The organism is Streptomyces sp. NBC_00443 (assembly GCF_036014175.1).
Classification (GTDB): domain Bacteria; phylum Actinomycetota; class Actinomycetes; order Streptomycetales; family Streptomycetaceae; genus Streptomyces.
The window spans coordinates 4,446,094-4,462,794 of sequence record NZ_CP107917.1; the positions used below are offsets into that span (position 1 = coordinate 4,446,094).

Consider the following 16,701-nt stretch of genomic DNA (forward strand, 5'->3'; position numbering starts at 1 on the left):
GGCGCCGGGTGCCGCGAGGCGGCCGCCCGTTATTCGCTGTCCGCGGCAGGGGACGCGGGGTTAGCGTGCGTGCCGTGACTGACACGACAACTGAAAACGAGGCCGCCCCCGGCCCTCGTACCGACGAACCGCCCCGCCTCACCCGGTTGACCTTCCACGGTCCGCTGTCCGAGGCACGGGCGCAGGGTCTCGTCCAGCGGCTCACCCGTACGAAACCGATGTCGGTCCTCGACATCGGCTGTGGCTGGGGCGAGCTGATGCTGCGCGTCCTGGCTGCCGCGCCCGACGCGACAGGGGTCGGCATCGACATCAAGGCCGAGGACCTCGTGCGCGGCCGCCGCCTTGCCGAGGCCCGAGGGCTGGCGCGCAGGGCCGAGTTCGTCGAGGAGTCCGCGGTCGGGACCTCACGCGGTCCGGCCGACCTGGTCCTGTGCGTCGGGGCGAGCCAGGCCCTGAGCTCGGCCGAGCCGCCCCATCTCTACACCGACGCCCTGCGCGAACTGCGCCGCCTGGTCGCCGACGGCGGACGCGTGCTGCTCGGGGAGGGCTTCTGGCAGCGCACCCCGGCCCCTGCCGAACTGTCCGGCATGTGGCCCGGAGCCGCCCCCACCGACCACCACGACCTCGCCACCCTGCTCGACCTCGTGGTCGACGCCGGTTTCCGCCCGGAGTGGACGGAGACGGCGACCCTCGGCGAGTGGGAGGAGTTCGAGTCGGCGTACCAGGCGGACGTCGAGATCTGGCTGGCCGAGAACCCGGATCACCCGCTCGCGGCCGAGACGCGCGAGCGCCTCGACCGGCATCGCGCCCAGTGGATGAGCTACCGCGGGGTGCTGGGGATCGCCTACCTCACGCTCGTACCCGTGCGCGGCTGACGCTCGGGCCGACTACGCCGGTACGTGTACGGTCTCCACCCTGCTGGCGACCAGCCGTTCCCGCTCCCTGCGCGCCGCCTGCCTGCGCAGTCGCAGGATCTGGCTGACGCCCAGGGCCTGGAGGACGAACACCGCCGAGAAGGCGACGGCGTAGTCGTCGCCCGTCGCGTCCAGCAGCACGCCGACCACGAACAGGGTCGTCATCGAGGCGACGAAACCACCCATGTTGGTGATCCCGGACGCCGTCCCCTGACGCTCCGGCGGATTCGCCGGCCGCGCGAAGTCGAAGCCGAGCATCGAGGCGGGCCCGCACGCCCCGAGCACCGTGCACAGCACGATCAGCAGCCACATCGGCGCCGTCTCACCGGGCCAGGCCAGCGTCGTCGCCCACAGCACCGCCGTCGCCCCCACCGTGCCCAGCGCCAGCGGCAGCCGCGCCTCGTGGTGCCGGGCGACTACCTGGCCGTAGACCAGGCCCACGACCATGTTCGACAGGACGACGAGGGTGAGCAGTTCACCGGCCGTCGCCCGGGACAGCCCCTGCGCCTCCACCAGGAACGGCATGCCCCACAGCAGCAGGAACACCATCGCCGGGAACTGCGTCGTGAAGTGCACCCACAACCCGAGCCTTGTGCCGGGCTCCCGCCAGGACGCGGATATCTGGCGTCGTACATACGCCGACCCCTGGTGCGGCAGCGGCTCCGGCTCGTGCCCCTCGGGGTGGTCCTTCAGGAACAGGAGGAGCAGGACGAGTACGACGACACCGGCGGCCGCGCTGCCCGCGAACGCCGCCGTCCAGCCCACCCCGTGCAGCAGCCGCGCCAGAACGAGCGTGGAGACGAGGTTGCCCGCCATGCCCGCAAGGCCCGCGAGCTGCGCGATCAGCGGGCCGCGCCGGGCCGGGAACCAGCGGGTGCCGAGCCGCAGCACGCTGATGAAGGTCATCGCGTCGCCGCAGCCCAGCAGCGCGCGCGAGGCGAGGGCCGTGCCGTACGACGGCGAGAAGGCGAAGCCGAGTTGGCCCGCGGTGAACAGCACCACGCCGATGGTCAGCACCTTCTTGGTGCCGAGCCGGTCGACCAGCAGGCCGACGGGTATCTGCATGCCCGCGTACACGAGCAGTTGGAGGATCGAGAACGTCGACAGGGCCGAGGCGTTCACGTCGAAGCGGTCCGCCGCGTCGAGGCCGGCGACCCCTAGGGACGTACGGAAGATGACGGCGACGAAGTAGACCGAGACGCCTGTGCCCCAGATGGCGACGGCGCGGCGGCCGCCTGGGGGTGCCCCCTCTGGGGGAGGACCGCCCGGCAACGCGGCAGCCTTCATCGCTCCTCACCCCGCGCCAGATGCGAGAACCAGCCGATGTGCCGGTGGACCAGCCCGACGGCCTCCTCGGCGTCCCCGGAACGCAGGGCCCGCAGGATCTCCTCGTGCTCGACGAGGGTCTTGGCGATCCGGTCGGGGTGGGAGTGCAGGACTGCCACGCCCATGCGCAGCTGCCGGTCGCGCAGTTGGTCGTAGAGCCGCGACAGGATCTCGTTGCCGCCGCTGCGGACGATCTCCGCGTGGAAGCACCGGTCGGTGACGGCGGCCCCGGCGAGATCACCGGCGGCGGCCTGTTCCTTCTGCCGGGCGAGCAGTTCCTCCAGGCGCTCGATGAGCCCGGGGGGCGCGGGGACGGCCTTGCGCGCCGCGTGCTCCTCGACGAGCATCCGCGTCTCCACCACGTCCTTGATCTCCTGTGCGGAGACCGGCAGAACCAGTGCGCCCTTCTTCGGGTAGAGCTTGATCAGCCCTTCGACCTCCAGCCGCAGCAGCGCCTCCCGCACCGGAGTGCGCGAGACACCTACGGCCTGGGCGAGCTCGCCCTCGGTGAGCAGAGTGCCGCCCTCGTAACGGCGGTCCAGGACGCCCTGTTTGACGTGGGTGTAGACGCGGTCGGCGGCGGGGGGCTGCTTGAGCGTGGCGGGCGGGGCGGAAGGCATGGCCACAGCATAGATACAACACGTACGCATGGCGGTCGGCGTCCACCATGCGGACCCCAAAAGGGATCCCCGGGCAAAGAAGCGGCACCTGCCGCAACTGGTGCACAACCTTCTGTGTTAATTACGTGTCACACACGTGCGGCCCCACTTTCTTCCCCCTCCAACTCGGCCGCACTTTCGGGGCATTCGACGCAATCGGGGTATTTAAGTTGATAACCGCCACCAAGGGCCTCCGCGTCCGCAGAGCCGCAGCCGCCGCCGTCACGACCGGCGCCGTGCTCGTGACCGGAGCCCTCACCGCGGCTCCCGCGCAGGCCGTGACGGCACCCTCCATCACCGCCAAGGGCGGGTACCTGATGAACAGCGCGACCGGCACGACGCTCTTCACCAAGGCCGCTGACACCAAGAGGCTCACCGCCTCCACCACGAAGATCATGACGGCGAAGGTCGTTCTGTCGCAGTCGAACCTGAACCTGGACACCAAGGTGACGATCAAGAAGGAGGTCAGCGACTACATGGTCCGCAAGGGCTACCCGTCGACTGCCCGCCTGATCGTCGGCGACAAGGTGACCGTCCGTCAGCTGCTCTACGGGATGATGCTGCCGTCCGGCTGTGACGCGGCGATGGCCCTCGCAGACAAGTTCGGTTCCGGCTCGACCGTCGCCGCCCGCACCAAGAGCTTCATCGGCAAGATGAACACCATGGCCAAGAGCCTGGGCATGACGAACACGAAGTTCGACTCGTTCGACGGCATAAGCAACGGCTCCAACGCCTCGACGCCGCGAGACCTGACGAAGCTCGCCCGCAGCGTGATGAAGAGCTCCACGTTCAAGACCGTCGTGAAGACCAAGTCGTACACGGCCAAGACCATCACGAAGACCGGTTCCACCCGCACGATGGCGGCGTGGACGAACACCAACACCCTGCTCGGCTGGAACGGCACGCTCGGCATCAAGACGGGCTCCGGCACCGAGGCCAAGTACTGCCTGGTCTTCGCCGCCACGAAGAACGGCGAGCAGGTCATGGGCGCCGTGCTGACCGCCTCCTCGGAGGCCAACCGCACGGCGGACGTGAAGAAGCTGATCAACTACGGCTACGCCCGCATCAGCTGACCTCCAAGTACTGAGCGAAAGGGGCGGCCACTCGACAGGGGCCGCCCCTTTCGCTACCTCCCGTGGCTCACGCCCAGGTGATCAGCCGCTTCGGCTGCTCCAGGATCGCCGCCACGTCCGCCAGCACCTTGGAGCCCAGCGCACCGTCCACCAGCCGGTGGTCGAAGCTGAGCGCCAGCGTCGTGACCTGACGCGGCTTCACCTTGCCCTTGTGGACCCAGGGCTGGAGCTTGATCGCGCCGACCGCGAGGATCGCGGACTCGCCGGGGTTCAGGATCGGGGTGCCGGTGTCGACGCCGAAGACGCCGACGTTGGTGATGGTGACCGTGCCGCCCTGCATCGCGCCGGGGGTGGTCTTGCCGTCCCGAGCCGTCGACACCAGCTCACCGAGCGCCTCGGCCAGTTGCGGGAGCGTCCTGGCGTGGGCGTCCTTGATGTTCGGGACGATCAGGCCGCGCGGGGTCGCCGCCGCGATGCCCAGGTTGACGTAGTGCTTCTGCACGATCTCCTGGTTCGCCTCGTCCCAGGACGCGTTCACGTCCGGGTTGCGCTTGATCGCGACCAGCAGGGCCTTGGAGATCAGCAGCAGGGGGTTCACCCGCAGGCCCGTGAACTCCTTGTCCTCCTTGAGCTCCTCGACCAGCTTCATCGTGCGCGTCACGTCCACCGTCACGAACTCCGTGACATGCGGCGCCGTGAACGCCGACCCGACCATCGCCGCCGCCGTCGCCTTGCGCACGCCCTTGACCGGGACACGGGTCTCACGGGCCGTGTCGTACGTGGCCGCGGCCATCGGCGCCGGGGCGGCAGCCGGGGTGGCCGGGGCCGCCTGGGGCACCGGCTCGGCGGCCGGCGCGGACGGGGCCACCGCCGCGTGGACGTCCTCGCGCGTGATGATGCCGTCGGGGCCGGTCGGAGTGACCGTGGCCAGGTCGACGCCCAGGTCCTTCGCCAGCTTGCGCACCGGCGGCTTCGCCAGCGGACGGTCGGACGTCACCGCCGGCGCGGGGCCGTGGCCGTTCAGCTCGGACTGCAGTGCCTGCGCCGCCGTCGAGGGCTCCTGCTGCGGGACGTCGGCACCCTTGCGCGGGCGGCGCTTCGTCGAGGTCTGGGCCACGCCGTAGCCGACCAGGACCGGCTGGCGGCCCGAGCCCTCCGGCTTGGGCTCCTCCCGAGCGGCCTCCGGCTGCGCGGCCGGTGCCGGAGCGGCCGGCGCCGCCCCGCCCGCCAGGTCCACCGCGATGATCGCCGTGCCGACGTCCACCGTGGTGCCCTCGGGGAAGCGCAGCTCGCGGACCACCCCGTCGTACGGGATGGGCAGCTCGACGGCCGCCTTGGCCGTCTCGACCTCGCAGACCACCTGGCCGTCGGTGACCGTGTCGCCCGGCTGGACGTACCACTTGAGGATCTCGGCCTCGGTGAGTCCCTCGCCCACATCGGGCATCTTGAACTCACGCACGGACGCTTCCGTCATCGTCGTCACGACCCTCTCCTCAGTACGCCAGGGCACGGTCGACGGCGTCGAGCACCCGGTCCAGGCCCGGCAGGTACTCCTCCTCCAGGCGCGCCGGCGGATACGGGGCGTGATAGCCGCCCACCCGCAGCACCGGGGCCTCCAGGTGGTAGAAGCAGCGCTCCGTGATCCGGGCGGCGATCTCCGCGCCCGAGCCGAAGAACACCGGGGCCTCGTGGACCACCACCAGACGGCGGGTCTTCTCGACCGACGTCTGGATCGAGTCGAAGTCCAGAGGGGAGACCGAGCGCAGGTCCAGGACCTCCAGGTTCCGGCCCTCCTCGGCGGCCGCGGCGGCGACCTCCTGGCAGAGCTTGACCATCGGGCCGTACGCGGCCAGCGTGAGGTCCGTGCCCTCGCGGACGACCCGCGCCTTGTGCAGCGGGCCCGGGATCGCCTCGGTGCTGACCTCGCCCTTGTCCCAGTAGCGCCGCTTGGGCTCGAAGAAGATCACCGGGTCGTCGCTCTGGATGGCCTGCTGCATCATCCAGTACGCGTCCGACGCGTTGGACGGCGAGACGATCTTCAGGCCCGCCACGTGCGCGAAGAGGGACTCGGGGGACTCGCTGTGGTGCTCGACCGCGCCGATGCCGCCGCCGTAGGGGATGCGGACGACGACCGGGAGCTTGACCTTGCCCAGCGAGCGCGCGTGCATCTTCGCGAGCTGCGTGACGATCTGGTCGTAGGCCGGGAAGACGAAGCCGTCGAACTGGATCTCCACCACGGGGCGGTAGCCGCGCAGGGCCAGGCCGATCGCGGTGCCCACGATGCCCGACTCGGCCAGCGGGGTGTCGATGACCCGGCTCTCGCCGAAGTCCTTCTGCAGGCCGTCGGTGACCCGGAAGACGCCGCCGAGCTTGCCGACGTCCTCGCCCATGATGAGGACCTTGGGGTCCGCGTCGAGCGCGTGCCGCAGCGATTCGTTGATCGCCTTGGCAAGAGCCATGCTCTTGACTGTCTCCGCTGCCATGTCAGGCCCCCTCTACGTCCGCGAACGACGCCTGGTAGGCGGCGAACTGGGCGCGCTCCTCGTCGACGAGCGCATGCCCGTCCGCGTACACGTTCTCGAAGATGGCGAAGTGGTCCGGGTCCGGCATGGCACGGACCGCCTCGCGCACTCGTTTGCCCAACGCCTCGCTCTCGGTCTCCAGTTCCGCGAAGAATCCCTCGTCCGCGTGGTTTGAAGCCTCGAGGTACCGGCGAACGCGCAGGATCGGGTCCTTCGCCTCCCAGGCCTCGCGCTCCTCGTCGGCCCGGTACTTCGTCGGGTCGTCGGAGGTGGTGTGGGCACCCATCCGGTACGTGTACGCCTCGACGAGCGTCGGCCCCTCGCCACTGCGGGCGCGCTCCAGCGCCCACTTCGTCACGGCCAGGCAGGCCAGGACGTCGTTGCCGTCGACGCGGACGCCGGGGAAGCCGTAGCCCTGTGCGCGCTGGTAGAGCGGCACCCGGGTCTGCTTCTCGGTCGGCTCGGAGATCGCCCACTGGTTGTTCTGGCAGAAGAACACCACGGGCGCGTTGTAGACCGCGGAGAAGGTGAAGGACTCCGCGACGTCGCCCTGGCTGGAGGCACCGTCGCCGAAGTACGCGATCACCGCGCTGTCGGCGCCGTCCTTGGCGATGCCCATCGCGTAGCCGGTCGCATGCAGCGTCTGGGAACCGATGACGATCGTGTAGAGCTGGAAGTTGTTGCTGTTCGGGTCCCAGCCGCCGTTGTTCACACCGCGGAACATGCCCAGCAGGTTGGCCGGGTCGACCCCGCGGCACCAGGCCACGCCGTGCTCGCGGTAGGTCGGGAAGACGTAGTCGTCCTCGCGGGTGGCGCGGCCGGAGCCGATCTGGGCGGCCTCCTGGCCGAGCAGCGACGCCCACAGGCCCAGCTCGCCCTGGCGCTGCAGGGAGGTGGCCTCGGCGTCGAAACGGCGGGTGAGCACCATGTCGCGGTAGAGGCCGCGGAGCTCTTCGGGGGTGATGCCGGCGACGTACTTGTCGTACTCGGCGTTCTTGACGCGTTTGCCCTCGGGCGTCAGCAACTGCACGAGCTCGGGGTCCGTGCTCGGCGATTTCCTTGCGGTTGTCTTGCCGGCCGTGCTCTTGGTACCGGCGCTGCGTCGCGGCTTGCGCGCGGCAGTGCTCTCCACGGTCACGTGTGCTCCTCCGTCGGTCCGGCTACCCGGGTTCGCCGGGTGCCAGTGCGGCTCACCTGAAGCCCTACGGACGCACAGGGTGGGTGCGGCTCGTTGGGGGACAGGCGTGACAGGTGCCCCGGCGAGCGCCCTGCAAAAGGCACGTTACCCAGTGCTCCACATTTCTGTGAAACCCCTCCTGACCTGCGATTTTGCTTGGATTTCCAAGTAAATCGCGAAAGTCGGGAACAACTCCTGGTCACAGCCTTGCAGGGGGCCGGAACAACGGCACGTTATATCGGTGACCCGCGACACGGGAAGAGTCGCAGGGCGGGAGATCCCAGCCGGGGGCGGCCTCGGGGTGTCACCCGGTCGGCCGACACGGCGCCGAAAACGCCACGCGCGCGTGAAGCCCGTTGCCGGGCCGCACGCGCGCGTACAGGCTGTTCTGCGTCAGGAAGGTCAGCCCTCGACGCCGCCCGTCGGCGGTGTCGGCAGCGTGGGATCCGTGGTCGGCTCGTCCGTCGGTTCGGGCGTGGTCGGCTCGTCCGTCGGCTCGGCCGTGGTGGGCTCCTCCGTCGGCTCCTCGGTCGGCTCCTCCGTCGGCTCGTCGGTCGGCGAGTACGAGGGCGTGTCCGAGGGGGTGTAGTCCGGGTCGGTGCCCGTGCCGGAGCCGTCGTCGGTGACCTCGTCGGTCGGCTCCTCGGTCGGCTCGTCCGTGGGCTCGTCGGTGGCCTTGTCCTCGTCGGTGGTCTGCGAGGTGGTCGGCGTGTCCTTGGTGTCCTTGCCGCCGCCACCACCGCCGGCGTTGTTCAGCGCCAGCGCGACACCCGCCGCGATGGCGATCACCGCGAGGACGGCGAGGATCCACAGCTTGCCGCGGCCGCTGCCCCTGTTGCCGCGCCCCTCGAAGCCGCCGTCGTCACCGCCGCCGTACCCGGAGGGCATCATCGGCTTCGGGATCTGCGCCGTGCCGGAGCCGGGGTCGCCCGGGTGTCCCATGACGGTGGTGTTCGCGAAACCCGTGGCCGGGGTGTGCCGGCCCTCGTGCATCGTCACCGGGCCGGTGTTCCAGGTGCCGGTGTGGCCGCCCTGGTCGTACAGCATCTGCAGGCCGTACTGGACGAGGCCGCGCATCTCCTCGGCCGTCTGGAAGCGGTCGTCCGGCTCCTTGGCGAGCGAGCGCATGACCAGGCCGTCGAGCTCCGGCGGCACGGCGTCGGAGGTCTCGGACGGCGGGGTCGGGATGTCCTGGACGTGCTGGTAGACCACCGACAGCGGCGTCTCGCCGGTGAACGGCGGGCGCAGCGCGAGGAGTTCGTAGAGCAGGCAGCCCGTCGCGTACAGGTCGGAGCGGTGGTCGACCGCCTTGCCGAGCGCCTGCTCGGGCGACAGGTACTGCGGGGTGCCCATGACCATGCCGGTCTGCGTCATCGTCGACTGCGCGCCGTGCAGGGCGCGGGCGATGCCGAAGTCCATCACCTTCACGGCGCCGTTGTGGGTGATGATGACGTTGGCGGGCTTGATGTCACGATGCACGATGCCGTGCTGGTGCGAGTAGGCGAGCGCCTCCAGGACACCGGAGACGATGATCAGGGCCTGCTCGGGGCCGGGCGCCTCGGCGTTGAGGAGGAGGTCGCGGATGGTGCGGCCCTCGACGATCTCCATCACGATGTACGGCACGCTGTGCGCGCCCACGACGTCCTCGCCGGAGTCGTACACGGCGACGATCGCATGGTGGTTGAGGCCGGCCACCGACTGGGCCTCGCGCGTGAAGCGGGCCTTGGAGACGGGGTCCTCGGCGAGGTCGGAGCGCAGCAGCTTGACCGCCACGGTGCGTCCGAGACGCACGTCCTCGGCCGCGAACACCTCGGCCATGCCGCCCCGGCCGAGTCTGTGGGTCAGCCGATATCGACCGTCCCCGACAAGTCCGCCATTACCCCACATTTCCGGCGCGTCTGACATACCGCCGCCAGCCGCCTCGGGGTCGGACTGGCCCTGAGCGCGCTGCTGCTGTGCCATCGGTCCTCGCCGTCGTTTCTGCCCGCGGTGCGCGCGGTGTTGTTACGGTCTCCGTCGGCCACGCTACAGCCTCAGCGCAAGCCGTCGGTCCGAGACGGTGACCCCGGTCCGATGGAGACGGACCGGCCATCAAACCGTCACCCCGTCCCGTCGTGCAAATTCTGTGCACCGGGCGTACAGCCCCTGTAACGCTTCCGCGACGCTCCCTTCGCGTACGGTCACGGAACGGGCACCGCGCTTGACCTGTCAGTGCCGTGGGGCAGACTTGGCCGGGAATACCACATTGGATCACTCGGGATCACTCGATCCACGGCAATCGCAGGCGCCCGAGAGGGTACGGGGGACGCAGAACATGAGCCAGGACGGCGCACAGGGCCAGAACGCGGGGCGGTCGCTGGCCGGCGGCCGCTATCAGCTGCGCGACCTGCTCGGCCAGGGCGGCATGGCCGCCGTGCATCTCGCCTACGACTCCGTGCTCGACCGGCAGGTCGCGGTCAAGACGCTGCACACCGAACTCGGCCGCGAGCAGGCCTTCCGCGAGCGCTTCCGCCGCGAGGCGCAGGCAGTGGCGAAGCTCACGCACACCAACATCGTCTCGGTCTTCGACACCGGCGAGGACGACGTCGACGGCATGACGACGCCGTACATCGTCATGGAGTACATCGAGGGCCGCCCGCTCAGCTCCGTCTTCGACGAGGACGTACGGCAGTTGGGCGCGATGCCCGCCGACAAGGCGCTGAAGATCACCGCTGACGTGCTCGCGGCGCTGGAGATCAGCCACGAGATGGGCCTGGTCCACCGGGACATCAAGCCGGGCAACGTGATGATGAACAAGCGCGGCGTCGTCAAGGTCATGGACTTCGGCATCGCGCGCGCCATGCAGTCCGGTGTGACGTCGATGACACAGACCGGCATGGTGGTCGGCACCCCGCAGTACCTCTCGCCGGAACAGGCGCTGGGCCGGGGCGTGGACGCCCGCTCCGACCTCTACTCGGTCGGCATCATGCTGTTCCAACTGGTCACCGGGCGGCTGCCGTTCGACGCGGACTCACCGCTGGCGATCGCGTACGCGCACGTGCAGGAGGAGCCGGTCGCTCCGTCCTCGATCAACAGCGCCCTGCCGCCGGCCTTGGACGCGCTGGTGGCCCGCGCGCTGAAGAAGAACCCGAACGAACGCTTCCCGAGCGCCGAGTCCATGCGCGACGAGTGCCTGCGCGTGGCCGCGTCCTTCCAGGCGGCCCCGCCCAGCATCGTGCCGGGCTCGCACATGCAGAGCGGCCAGGGCGTCGGCGCCTCGGTGTTCCCGCCGGTCGGCCAGACGCCCCCGCCCGCGGGCCCCGTCCAGACGCCGTACCAGCAGACGCCGGCCCCGAACCCGTACGGCACCCCGCCGCCGTCGATGCCTTCGCCGGCGTACGGCTACCCGCAGCAGCAGGGCTTCCAGACGCCGCCACCGGCCTCGTACTCCCCGCAGCCGGGCCACCCGACCCCGGCGCCGTACACCATGTCGCCCCAGACGCGGCCCGCTTCGGGCGGTGGCAAGAGCAACCGTCCGATGATCATCGGCTCGGTCATCGTGTCCGTCGTCGCGGTGGGCGGCCTGATCGCGGCCCTGACGCTGAAGGGCGGGGGCACAGAGGACGACGGGGGCGGGAGCGGCGGCAGCGGCGGCACGACCGCCTCGGAGCCGGCGACGAAGGCGGCGGGCTACCGGGCCGGCGACAGCGCGAACACGGTCGAGACGACCGAGTGCACCGAGCCGCGGGAGTCGTACCTCGACCCCGACAAGGTGACGATGCCGGACATGACCTTCAAGTACTGGCCGTCGGTCGTCGAGTGCCTCAAGGCCGCAGGGTGGGACGTCGAGAAGGTCGACACCGACGAGAACACGTTCGGCGAGGGCACCGTCATGCGGCAGTCGCCCGAGAAGGGTACGGACTTCGACCCGGACGACCCGCCGGAGATGAAGTTCACGGTCTCGACGGGCAATCCCGATTCGGACTGATCCAGTGAACCGAAAGGGCCCGGCAGCATCGGCTGCCGGGCCCTTCACGTACGCGGTGGGTGTCCTACGGGGTCAGGTGTGTCCTACAGGTACGGTCCGCCCGAGCGGCCGCCCGGGTGCTGCTCGCCGTCCTCGGGGCCGCCGACGCCCGGCGGGAGGGCGCGGCGCATCTGCTCCAGCTGGGCGCGCGCGGCCATCTGCTGGGCGAACAGCGTGGTCTGGATGCCGTGGAACAGGCCCTCCAGCCAGCCGACCAACTGGGCCTGCGCGATCCGCAGTTCCGCGTCGCTCGGTGTCGCCTCGTCCGTGAACGGCAGGGAGAGCCGCTCCAGCTCCTCGACGAGTTCCGGGGCCAGGCCGTCCTCCAGCTCCTTCACGGAGCTGGCGTGGATCTCCTTGAGCCGGACGCGGCTCGCCTCGTCCAGCGGCGCCACGCGGACCTCTTCGAGCAGCTGCTTGATCATGCTTCCGATCCGCATGACCTTCGCCGGCTGCTCGACCATCTCGGTCACCGGAACCTCGCGGGAGTCCTCGTCTCCTCCGCCGCCGATGGCCATCCCGTCCTGGCCCACGACCAGGATCTGGGGGTTCTCCGACGACCGTTCGTTCCTCGGCATCTCCATGCCCCCATTCTCTCGCACCCGTACAGCTCATCATCGTGGTGCCCCCCCGTGTGGGGTGATCCACCGTTTACGGTGCGGGAGATTTCGTCAGGCCGGGTTCGGTCGGGTGGCGGCCTCCGAAATGCCGGGTTTGCAGGGTCCTGTGAGGCTTATCACATGACTTCATGGCTGGGGGCGGTACGGGCGCAACGGCGGCGACCGCGGGAACTGCGCGCTGCGGGAGTGCTGGGGGTGCTGGCGCTGGGGCTGATCCTCGGGCCGGGCGGGACTGTGACGGCGCACGGCCTTGAGGGCACGCGTGGTGCTGTCCCGACCGGGGCTTCCTCCGACGCCAGGAACGGGGCCCGGGCCTCCTCGGACCCCACAGCCGGGTCCCGGGCCGCCTCCCGCTCCGCAGCCGGGTCCAGGGCCTCCTACGGCCCCGCAAGCACGCCTCGGCCCGGCCCGGCTGCCGCCTCCCGGGGCCCCTCCGGCTCCGCGGCCGCGCCTCCGGCCTCCTCCGCTCCCTCGGGTTCCCCTGCAACTGCGCCTGAGGGCGCCGACGGCTCCGCCCCCGAGTCCGGGACCCCCTCCGGCTCGTTCCCGGCGTCGGGGGTTCCCTCCGCCTCCCCCACGGCGTCCGGGAAATCCGGACAGTACGGGGAGGCCTCGAGGTCGGAAGGGGACATGAAGCCCGGGGCAGCGCACACCTCCACGGCCCACCGCCCCGCCGCCTCCCGTCCCAGCCCCTCCGACGGGCCGTCCCGGGCCGGGAGCCGGGCCGGTGAGGGGCGGGAGCGACCGGGGCGGGAGAAGGGGCCCCTGGAGGACGAGGAAGCGGCGACGGGGCGGGAACCCGACCGCGACGAGGCGGGTGACGGCTCGACGCGGCCGGAGTCGGAGGGCGAGGACGACGGGGGTGGGGCGACCGAGAGCTCGGAGGCCGCCGCAGAGACCTCCGCCCCGGCGACCCACCCCGTACACCGGCCCGTCACGCACGCCGAGGACCCCGCCGAACCCGTACTGCAGGTGCTGCCTCTCGGCGCCGGGCTGGTGCTCATCGGGCTCGGCCTGGGCCTCGCCTTCGTGGGTCTCAGGCTGCGGCGCGGCTAGCAGGTGGCCGCTCGGGCCGTCCTGGCCGCCGTGGCCGTCCTACGGCACGACCAGGAGCACCTTGCCCACGTGCCCGCTCTCCTCCAGCACCCGGTGCGCCCCGGCAGCGTCGCTCATCGGCATCTCGCGGTCCACCACCGGCCGTACGTGCCCGGCGTCCAGCAGGGGCCAGACGTGCTCGCGTACGGCCGCGACGATCGCCGCCTTCTCGCCGAGGGGACGGGCACGCAGCGAGGTGGCGCTGACGGCACCCCGCTTGGCCAGGAGCGCGCCGATGTTGAGCTCGCCCTTGACGCCGCCCTGCAGGCCGATGATCGCGAGGCGGCCGTTCACGGCGAGGGTCCGGACGTTGCGGTCGAGGTACTTGGCGCCCATGTTGTCGAGGATGACGTCGGCTCCGGCCCCGTCGGTGGCCTCCTTGACCTCGGCGACGAAGTCCTGCTCCCGGTAGTTGACGAGGATGTCGGCGCCCAGCTCGGCACACCGGTCGAGCTTGTCCTTGCTGCCCGCCGTGACCGCGACCCTGGCCCCGACGGCCTTGGCCAGCTGGATGGCCATGGTGCCGATGCCGCTCGAACCGCCGTGCACGAGCAGGGTCTCGCCGGGGCGCAGATGGGACACCATGAAGACGTTCGACCAGACCGTGCAGACCACCTCGGGCAGCGCGGCGGCCTGCGCGAGGCTCACGCCCTTGGGCACGGGCATCAACTGGCCTGCCGGTACGGCGACCTTCTCGGCGTAGCCGCCGCCCGAGAGCAGCGCGCACACCTCGTCGCCGACGGCCCAGCCGGAGACGCCGGGGCCGATCTCGGCGATCCGGCCGGAGCACTCCAGACCGGGGTAGGGGGAGGCGCCGGGCGGCGGGTTGTAGAAGCCCTGCCGCTGCAGGATGTCGGCACGGTTGACGGCCCCGGCCACCACCTCGACCAGCACCTCGCCCTCTCCGGCGACGGGCTCGGGGACCTCGTCCCACACCAGCGCCTCGGGCCCACCAGGTTCGGGAATCGTGATCGCATACATGGGACGGACGCTACTCCTCGGCCTTCACGCCCCGGCCGCCGTACTCCCGCCCCGTTCCCCCTCTCCTGCCCGAGCCCTCCAGCCGCCGTCCCGTACTCCCGGCGGAGGCCCCGCGTCGGCCCTGTCCTAGTGCCCGAAGTCCGGCCCCGCTCCCTGCACTCCCCCCGAGCTCCGCGCCCCGGCCCCGGTACTCCCGCCCGAGCCCTCCAGCCGCCGTCCCCGTTCCCCCGGCGGAGCCCCCCGCCTCGGTCCCCGGTCCCATATCTCTCGGTCCTTGGGCGGGTCCTTCGAAAATCCCTGTGCGCCGCCGATGAGTTTGCGCGACCGTAAAGGTCTCCCCATGCGTAGCCCAAAAACGCGGAAGGACCACCCGGAAGGAACCCCGAAAGCATGAGCACGCAGACGACGTCCGGTCTCGCGATCGAGACCGCGGGCCTGGTGAAGACGTTCGGTGAGACACGGGCCGTCGACGGCGTGGACCTCGCGGTTCCGGCCGGCACGGTCTACGGCGTCCTCGGCCCCAACGGCGCCGGAAAGACCACCACGGTGAAAATGCTCGCCACCCTCCTACGACCCGACGGCGGCGAGGCCCACGTCTTCGGCCACGACGTCGTCCGCGAGGCCGACGAGGTACGCGGCCGCGTCAGCCTCACCGGCCAGTACGCCTCCGTGGACGAGGACCTCACCGGCACCGAGAACCTGGTCCTGCTGGGCCGGCTCCTCGGACACGGCAAGCAGGCCGCGCGGCAGCGCTCCGCGCAGCTCCTGGAGGCCTTCGGGCTGACGGAGGCGGCCGCGAAGCAGGTGAAGAACTACTCCGGCGGCATGCGGCGCCGTATCGACATCGCCGCTTCCATCCTCAACACCCCCGACCTGCTCTTCCTCGACGAGCCGACGACGGGCCTCGACCCGCGCAGCCGCAACCAGGTGTGGGACATCGTGCGCGCGGTCGTCGCCCAGGGCACGACGGTGCTGCTGACCACGCAGTACCTGGACGAGGCCGACCAGTTGGCCTCCCGGATCGCCGTCATCGACCACGGCAAGGTGATCGCCGAGGGGACCAAGGGCGAGCTGAAGGCGTCCGTGGGCGCCGGTTCCGTCCATCTGCGGCTGCGCGACGCGGCGCAGCGTCCGGAGGCCGAGCGCGTCCTGCGGCTGACCCTGGACGCGGAAGTGCAGCTGGAGCCGGATCCCGTGGCCCTCACCGCACGTGTCGGCTCCGGGGCCGCCGATGGCCAGGGCGCGGCGGAACAGGCCGCCCGAGCACTCGCCGAGCTGGCCCGCACCGGGATCACCGTCGACAACTTCTCGCTGGGCCAGCCCAGCCTGGACGAGGTGTTCCTCGCCCTCACCGGACACGACACCCGCGACGCACGCGACAACGACGAACGGACGGCCAAGGCCGACCAGCCCGGCAAGGACGACAAGGACGGGGTGGCGGCATGAGCACCGTGACGCAGACCGAGAACAAGGAACTCGCCCCCGTCAGCGCCGAGTCGCTCGCGGCGCTGCTCGTCGCGGGGGAGCGGCCGCCGCGGCCCAGCGCCCTGTCGGCCTCGATGACCTTCGGCTGGCGCGCGATCCTGAAGATCAAGCACGTGCCGGAGCAGCTCTTCGACGTCACCGCGTTCCCGATCATGATGGTGCTGATGTACACGTACCTGTTCGGCGGCGCTCTGGCCGGGTCCCCGAAGGAGTACATCCAGTTCCTGCTGCCGGGCATCCTGGTGATGTCGGTCGTGATGATCACGATGTACACGGGCGTCTCGGTGAACACCGACATCGAGAAGGGTGTCTTCGACCGGTTCCGTTCGCTGCCCATCTGGCGGCCGTCGACGATGGTCGGCTATCTGCTGGGCGACGCCCTGCGCTACACGATCGCGTCCGTGGTGATGCTCACCGTCGGCATGATCATCGGCTACCGCCCGGACGGCGGGGTGGTCGGTGTCCTCGCCGGGATCGCCCTGCTGGTCGCCTTCTCGTTCGCGTTCTCGTGGGTCTGGACGATGTTCGGGCTGTTGCTGCGCAGCGAGAAGTCGGTGATGGGCGTCAGCATGATGGTGCTGTTCCCGCTGACCTTCCTGTCGAACATCTTCGTCGACCCGAAGACCATGCCGGGCTGGCTCCAGGCCTTCGTCAACAACAGCCCGATCACCCATCTGGCCTCGGCCGTCCGCGAGTTGATGGCGGGCAACTGGCCTGCGGACGAGATCGCCTGGTCGGTGGGCTGGGCGGGCCTGTTCGTGCTGGTCTTCGGGCCGATCACGATGCGGCTGTACAACCGCAAGTAGCGCGTACAACAGCAAGCAGCGCGCTCAGCCGCAAGCA

The 16,701-nt window shown here is 70.6% G+C and carries 14 protein-coding genes; 6 read left to right on the top strand and 8 right to left on the bottom strand.

Annotated elements, in window-relative coordinates:
* Window positions 1–74 precede the first annotated feature (74 nt).
* Window positions 75–875: an SAM-dependent methyltransferase gene (locus tag OHO27_RS19900; RefSeq protein ID WP_328425783.1), complete on the top strand. Its 801-nt coding sequence runs from the start codon at window positions 75–77 to the stop codon at window positions 873–875.
* Between the two features lie 12 nt (window positions 876–887).
* Here the strand turns inward: OHO27_RS19900 and OHO27_RS19905 are convergent, their stop codons facing one another.
* Both OHO27_RS19905 and OHO27_RS19910 read right to left on the bottom strand, forming a co-directional pair.
* On the bottom strand, window positions 888–2,201 hold the full coding sequence (locus OHO27_RS19905) for an MFS transporter (protein ID WP_328425785.1): 1,314 nt from the start codon (window positions 2,199–2,201) through the stop codon (window positions 888–890).
* Window positions 2,198–2,860 (bottom strand): GntR family transcriptional regulator, encoded by a 663-nt coding sequence (locus OHO27_RS19910; RefSeq protein WP_328425787.1) that lies wholly within the window; start codon window positions 2,858–2,860, stop codon window positions 2,198–2,200. Before OHO27_RS19910 ends, OHO27_RS19905 begins: the two co-directional genes overlap by 4 nt.
* A 209-nt stretch (window positions 2,861–3,069) precedes the next feature.
* On the opposite strand from OHO27_RS19910, the gene OHO27_RS19915 reads away from it, so the two are divergent.
* Entirely contained in the window at window positions 3,070–3,972 is a 903-nt protein-coding gene (locus OHO27_RS19915; RefSeq protein ID WP_328425789.1) for a D-alanyl-D-alanine carboxypeptidase family protein, read from the top strand.
* Window positions 3,973–4,039: 67 nt separating this feature from the next.
* On the opposite strand, the gene OHO27_RS19920 is transcribed toward OHO27_RS19915, so the two are convergent.
* From OHO27_RS19920 to OHO27_RS19935, 4 genes are all read right to left on the bottom strand, one after another.
* The gene (locus tag OHO27_RS19920; protein WP_328425791.1) at window positions 4,040–5,455 is read right to left on the bottom strand and encodes a dihydrolipoamide acetyltransferase family protein; all 1,416 of its coding nucleotides are present in this window, start codon (window positions 5,453–5,455) and stop codon (window positions 4,040–4,042) included.
* A 10-nt stretch (window positions 5,456–5,465) separates the two neighbouring features.
* A complete protein-coding gene (locus OHO27_RS19925; RefSeq protein ID WP_328425793.1) occupies window positions 5,466–6,455 on the bottom strand; it encodes an alpha-ketoacid dehydrogenase subunit beta in 990 nt (329 codons plus the stop codon).
* Between the two features lies 1 nt (window position 6,456).
* Entirely contained in the window at window positions 6,457–7,632 is a 1,176-nt protein-coding gene (gene pdhA / locus OHO27_RS19930) for a pyruvate dehydrogenase (acetyl-transferring) E1 component subunit alpha (RefSeq protein WP_328425795.1), read from the bottom strand.
* Between the two features lie 441 nt (window positions 7,633–8,073).
* Entirely contained in the window at window positions 8,074–9,633 is a 1,560-nt protein-coding gene (locus OHO27_RS19935) for a protein kinase domain-containing protein (RefSeq protein ID WP_328425797.1), read from the bottom strand.
* 352 nt (window positions 9,634–9,985) lie between these two features.
* Here OHO27_RS19935 and OHO27_RS19940 point away from each other — a divergent pair, with 352 nt between their 5' ends.
* Window positions 9,986–11,638 carry a protein kinase domain-containing protein gene (locus OHO27_RS19940; RefSeq protein ID WP_328425799.1) on the top strand — a complete coding sequence of 551 codons (1,653 nt, stop codon included), beginning with the start codon at window positions 9,986–9,988 and terminating at the stop codon, window positions 11,636–11,638.
* A gap of 83 nt (window positions 11,639–11,721) precedes the next feature.
* Here the strand turns inward: OHO27_RS19940 and OHO27_RS19945 are convergent, their stop codons facing one another.
* The gene (locus tag OHO27_RS19945; protein ID WP_328425801.1) at window positions 11,722–12,261 is read right to left on the bottom strand and encodes a bacterial proteasome activator family protein; all 540 of its coding nucleotides are present in this window, start codon (window positions 12,259–12,261) and stop codon (window positions 11,722–11,724) included.
* A 666-nt stretch (window positions 12,262–12,927) separates the two neighbouring features.
* On the opposite strand from OHO27_RS19945, the gene OHO27_RS19950 reads away from it, so the two are divergent.
* Window positions 12,928–13,353, top strand: a complete 426-nt coding sequence (locus OHO27_RS19950) for a hypothetical protein (protein WP_328425803.1) — start codon at window positions 12,928–12,930, stop codon at window positions 13,351–13,353.
* A 39-nt stretch (window positions 13,354–13,392) separates the two neighbouring features.
* Here the strand turns inward: OHO27_RS19950 and OHO27_RS19955 are convergent, their stop codons facing one another.
* Entirely contained in the window at window positions 13,393–14,373 is a 981-nt protein-coding gene (locus OHO27_RS19955) for an NAD(P)H-quinone oxidoreductase (RefSeq protein ID WP_328425805.1), read from the bottom strand.
* Window positions 14,374–14,763: 390 nt separating this feature from the next.
* Between OHO27_RS19955 and OHO27_RS19960 the strand changes: the two genes are divergently transcribed.
* On the top strand, window positions 14,764–15,819 hold the full coding sequence (locus tag OHO27_RS19960) for an ATP-binding cassette domain-containing protein (protein ID WP_328425807.1): 1,056 nt from the start codon (window positions 14,764–14,766) through the stop codon (window positions 15,817–15,819).
* On the top strand, window positions 15,816–16,664 hold the full coding sequence (locus tag OHO27_RS19965) for an ABC transporter permease (RefSeq protein WP_328425809.1): 849 nt from the start codon (window positions 15,816–15,818) through the stop codon (window positions 16,662–16,664). Before OHO27_RS19960 ends, OHO27_RS19965 begins: the two co-directional genes overlap by 4 nt.
* The last annotated feature ends 37 nt before the right edge of the window (window positions 16,665–16,701 follow it).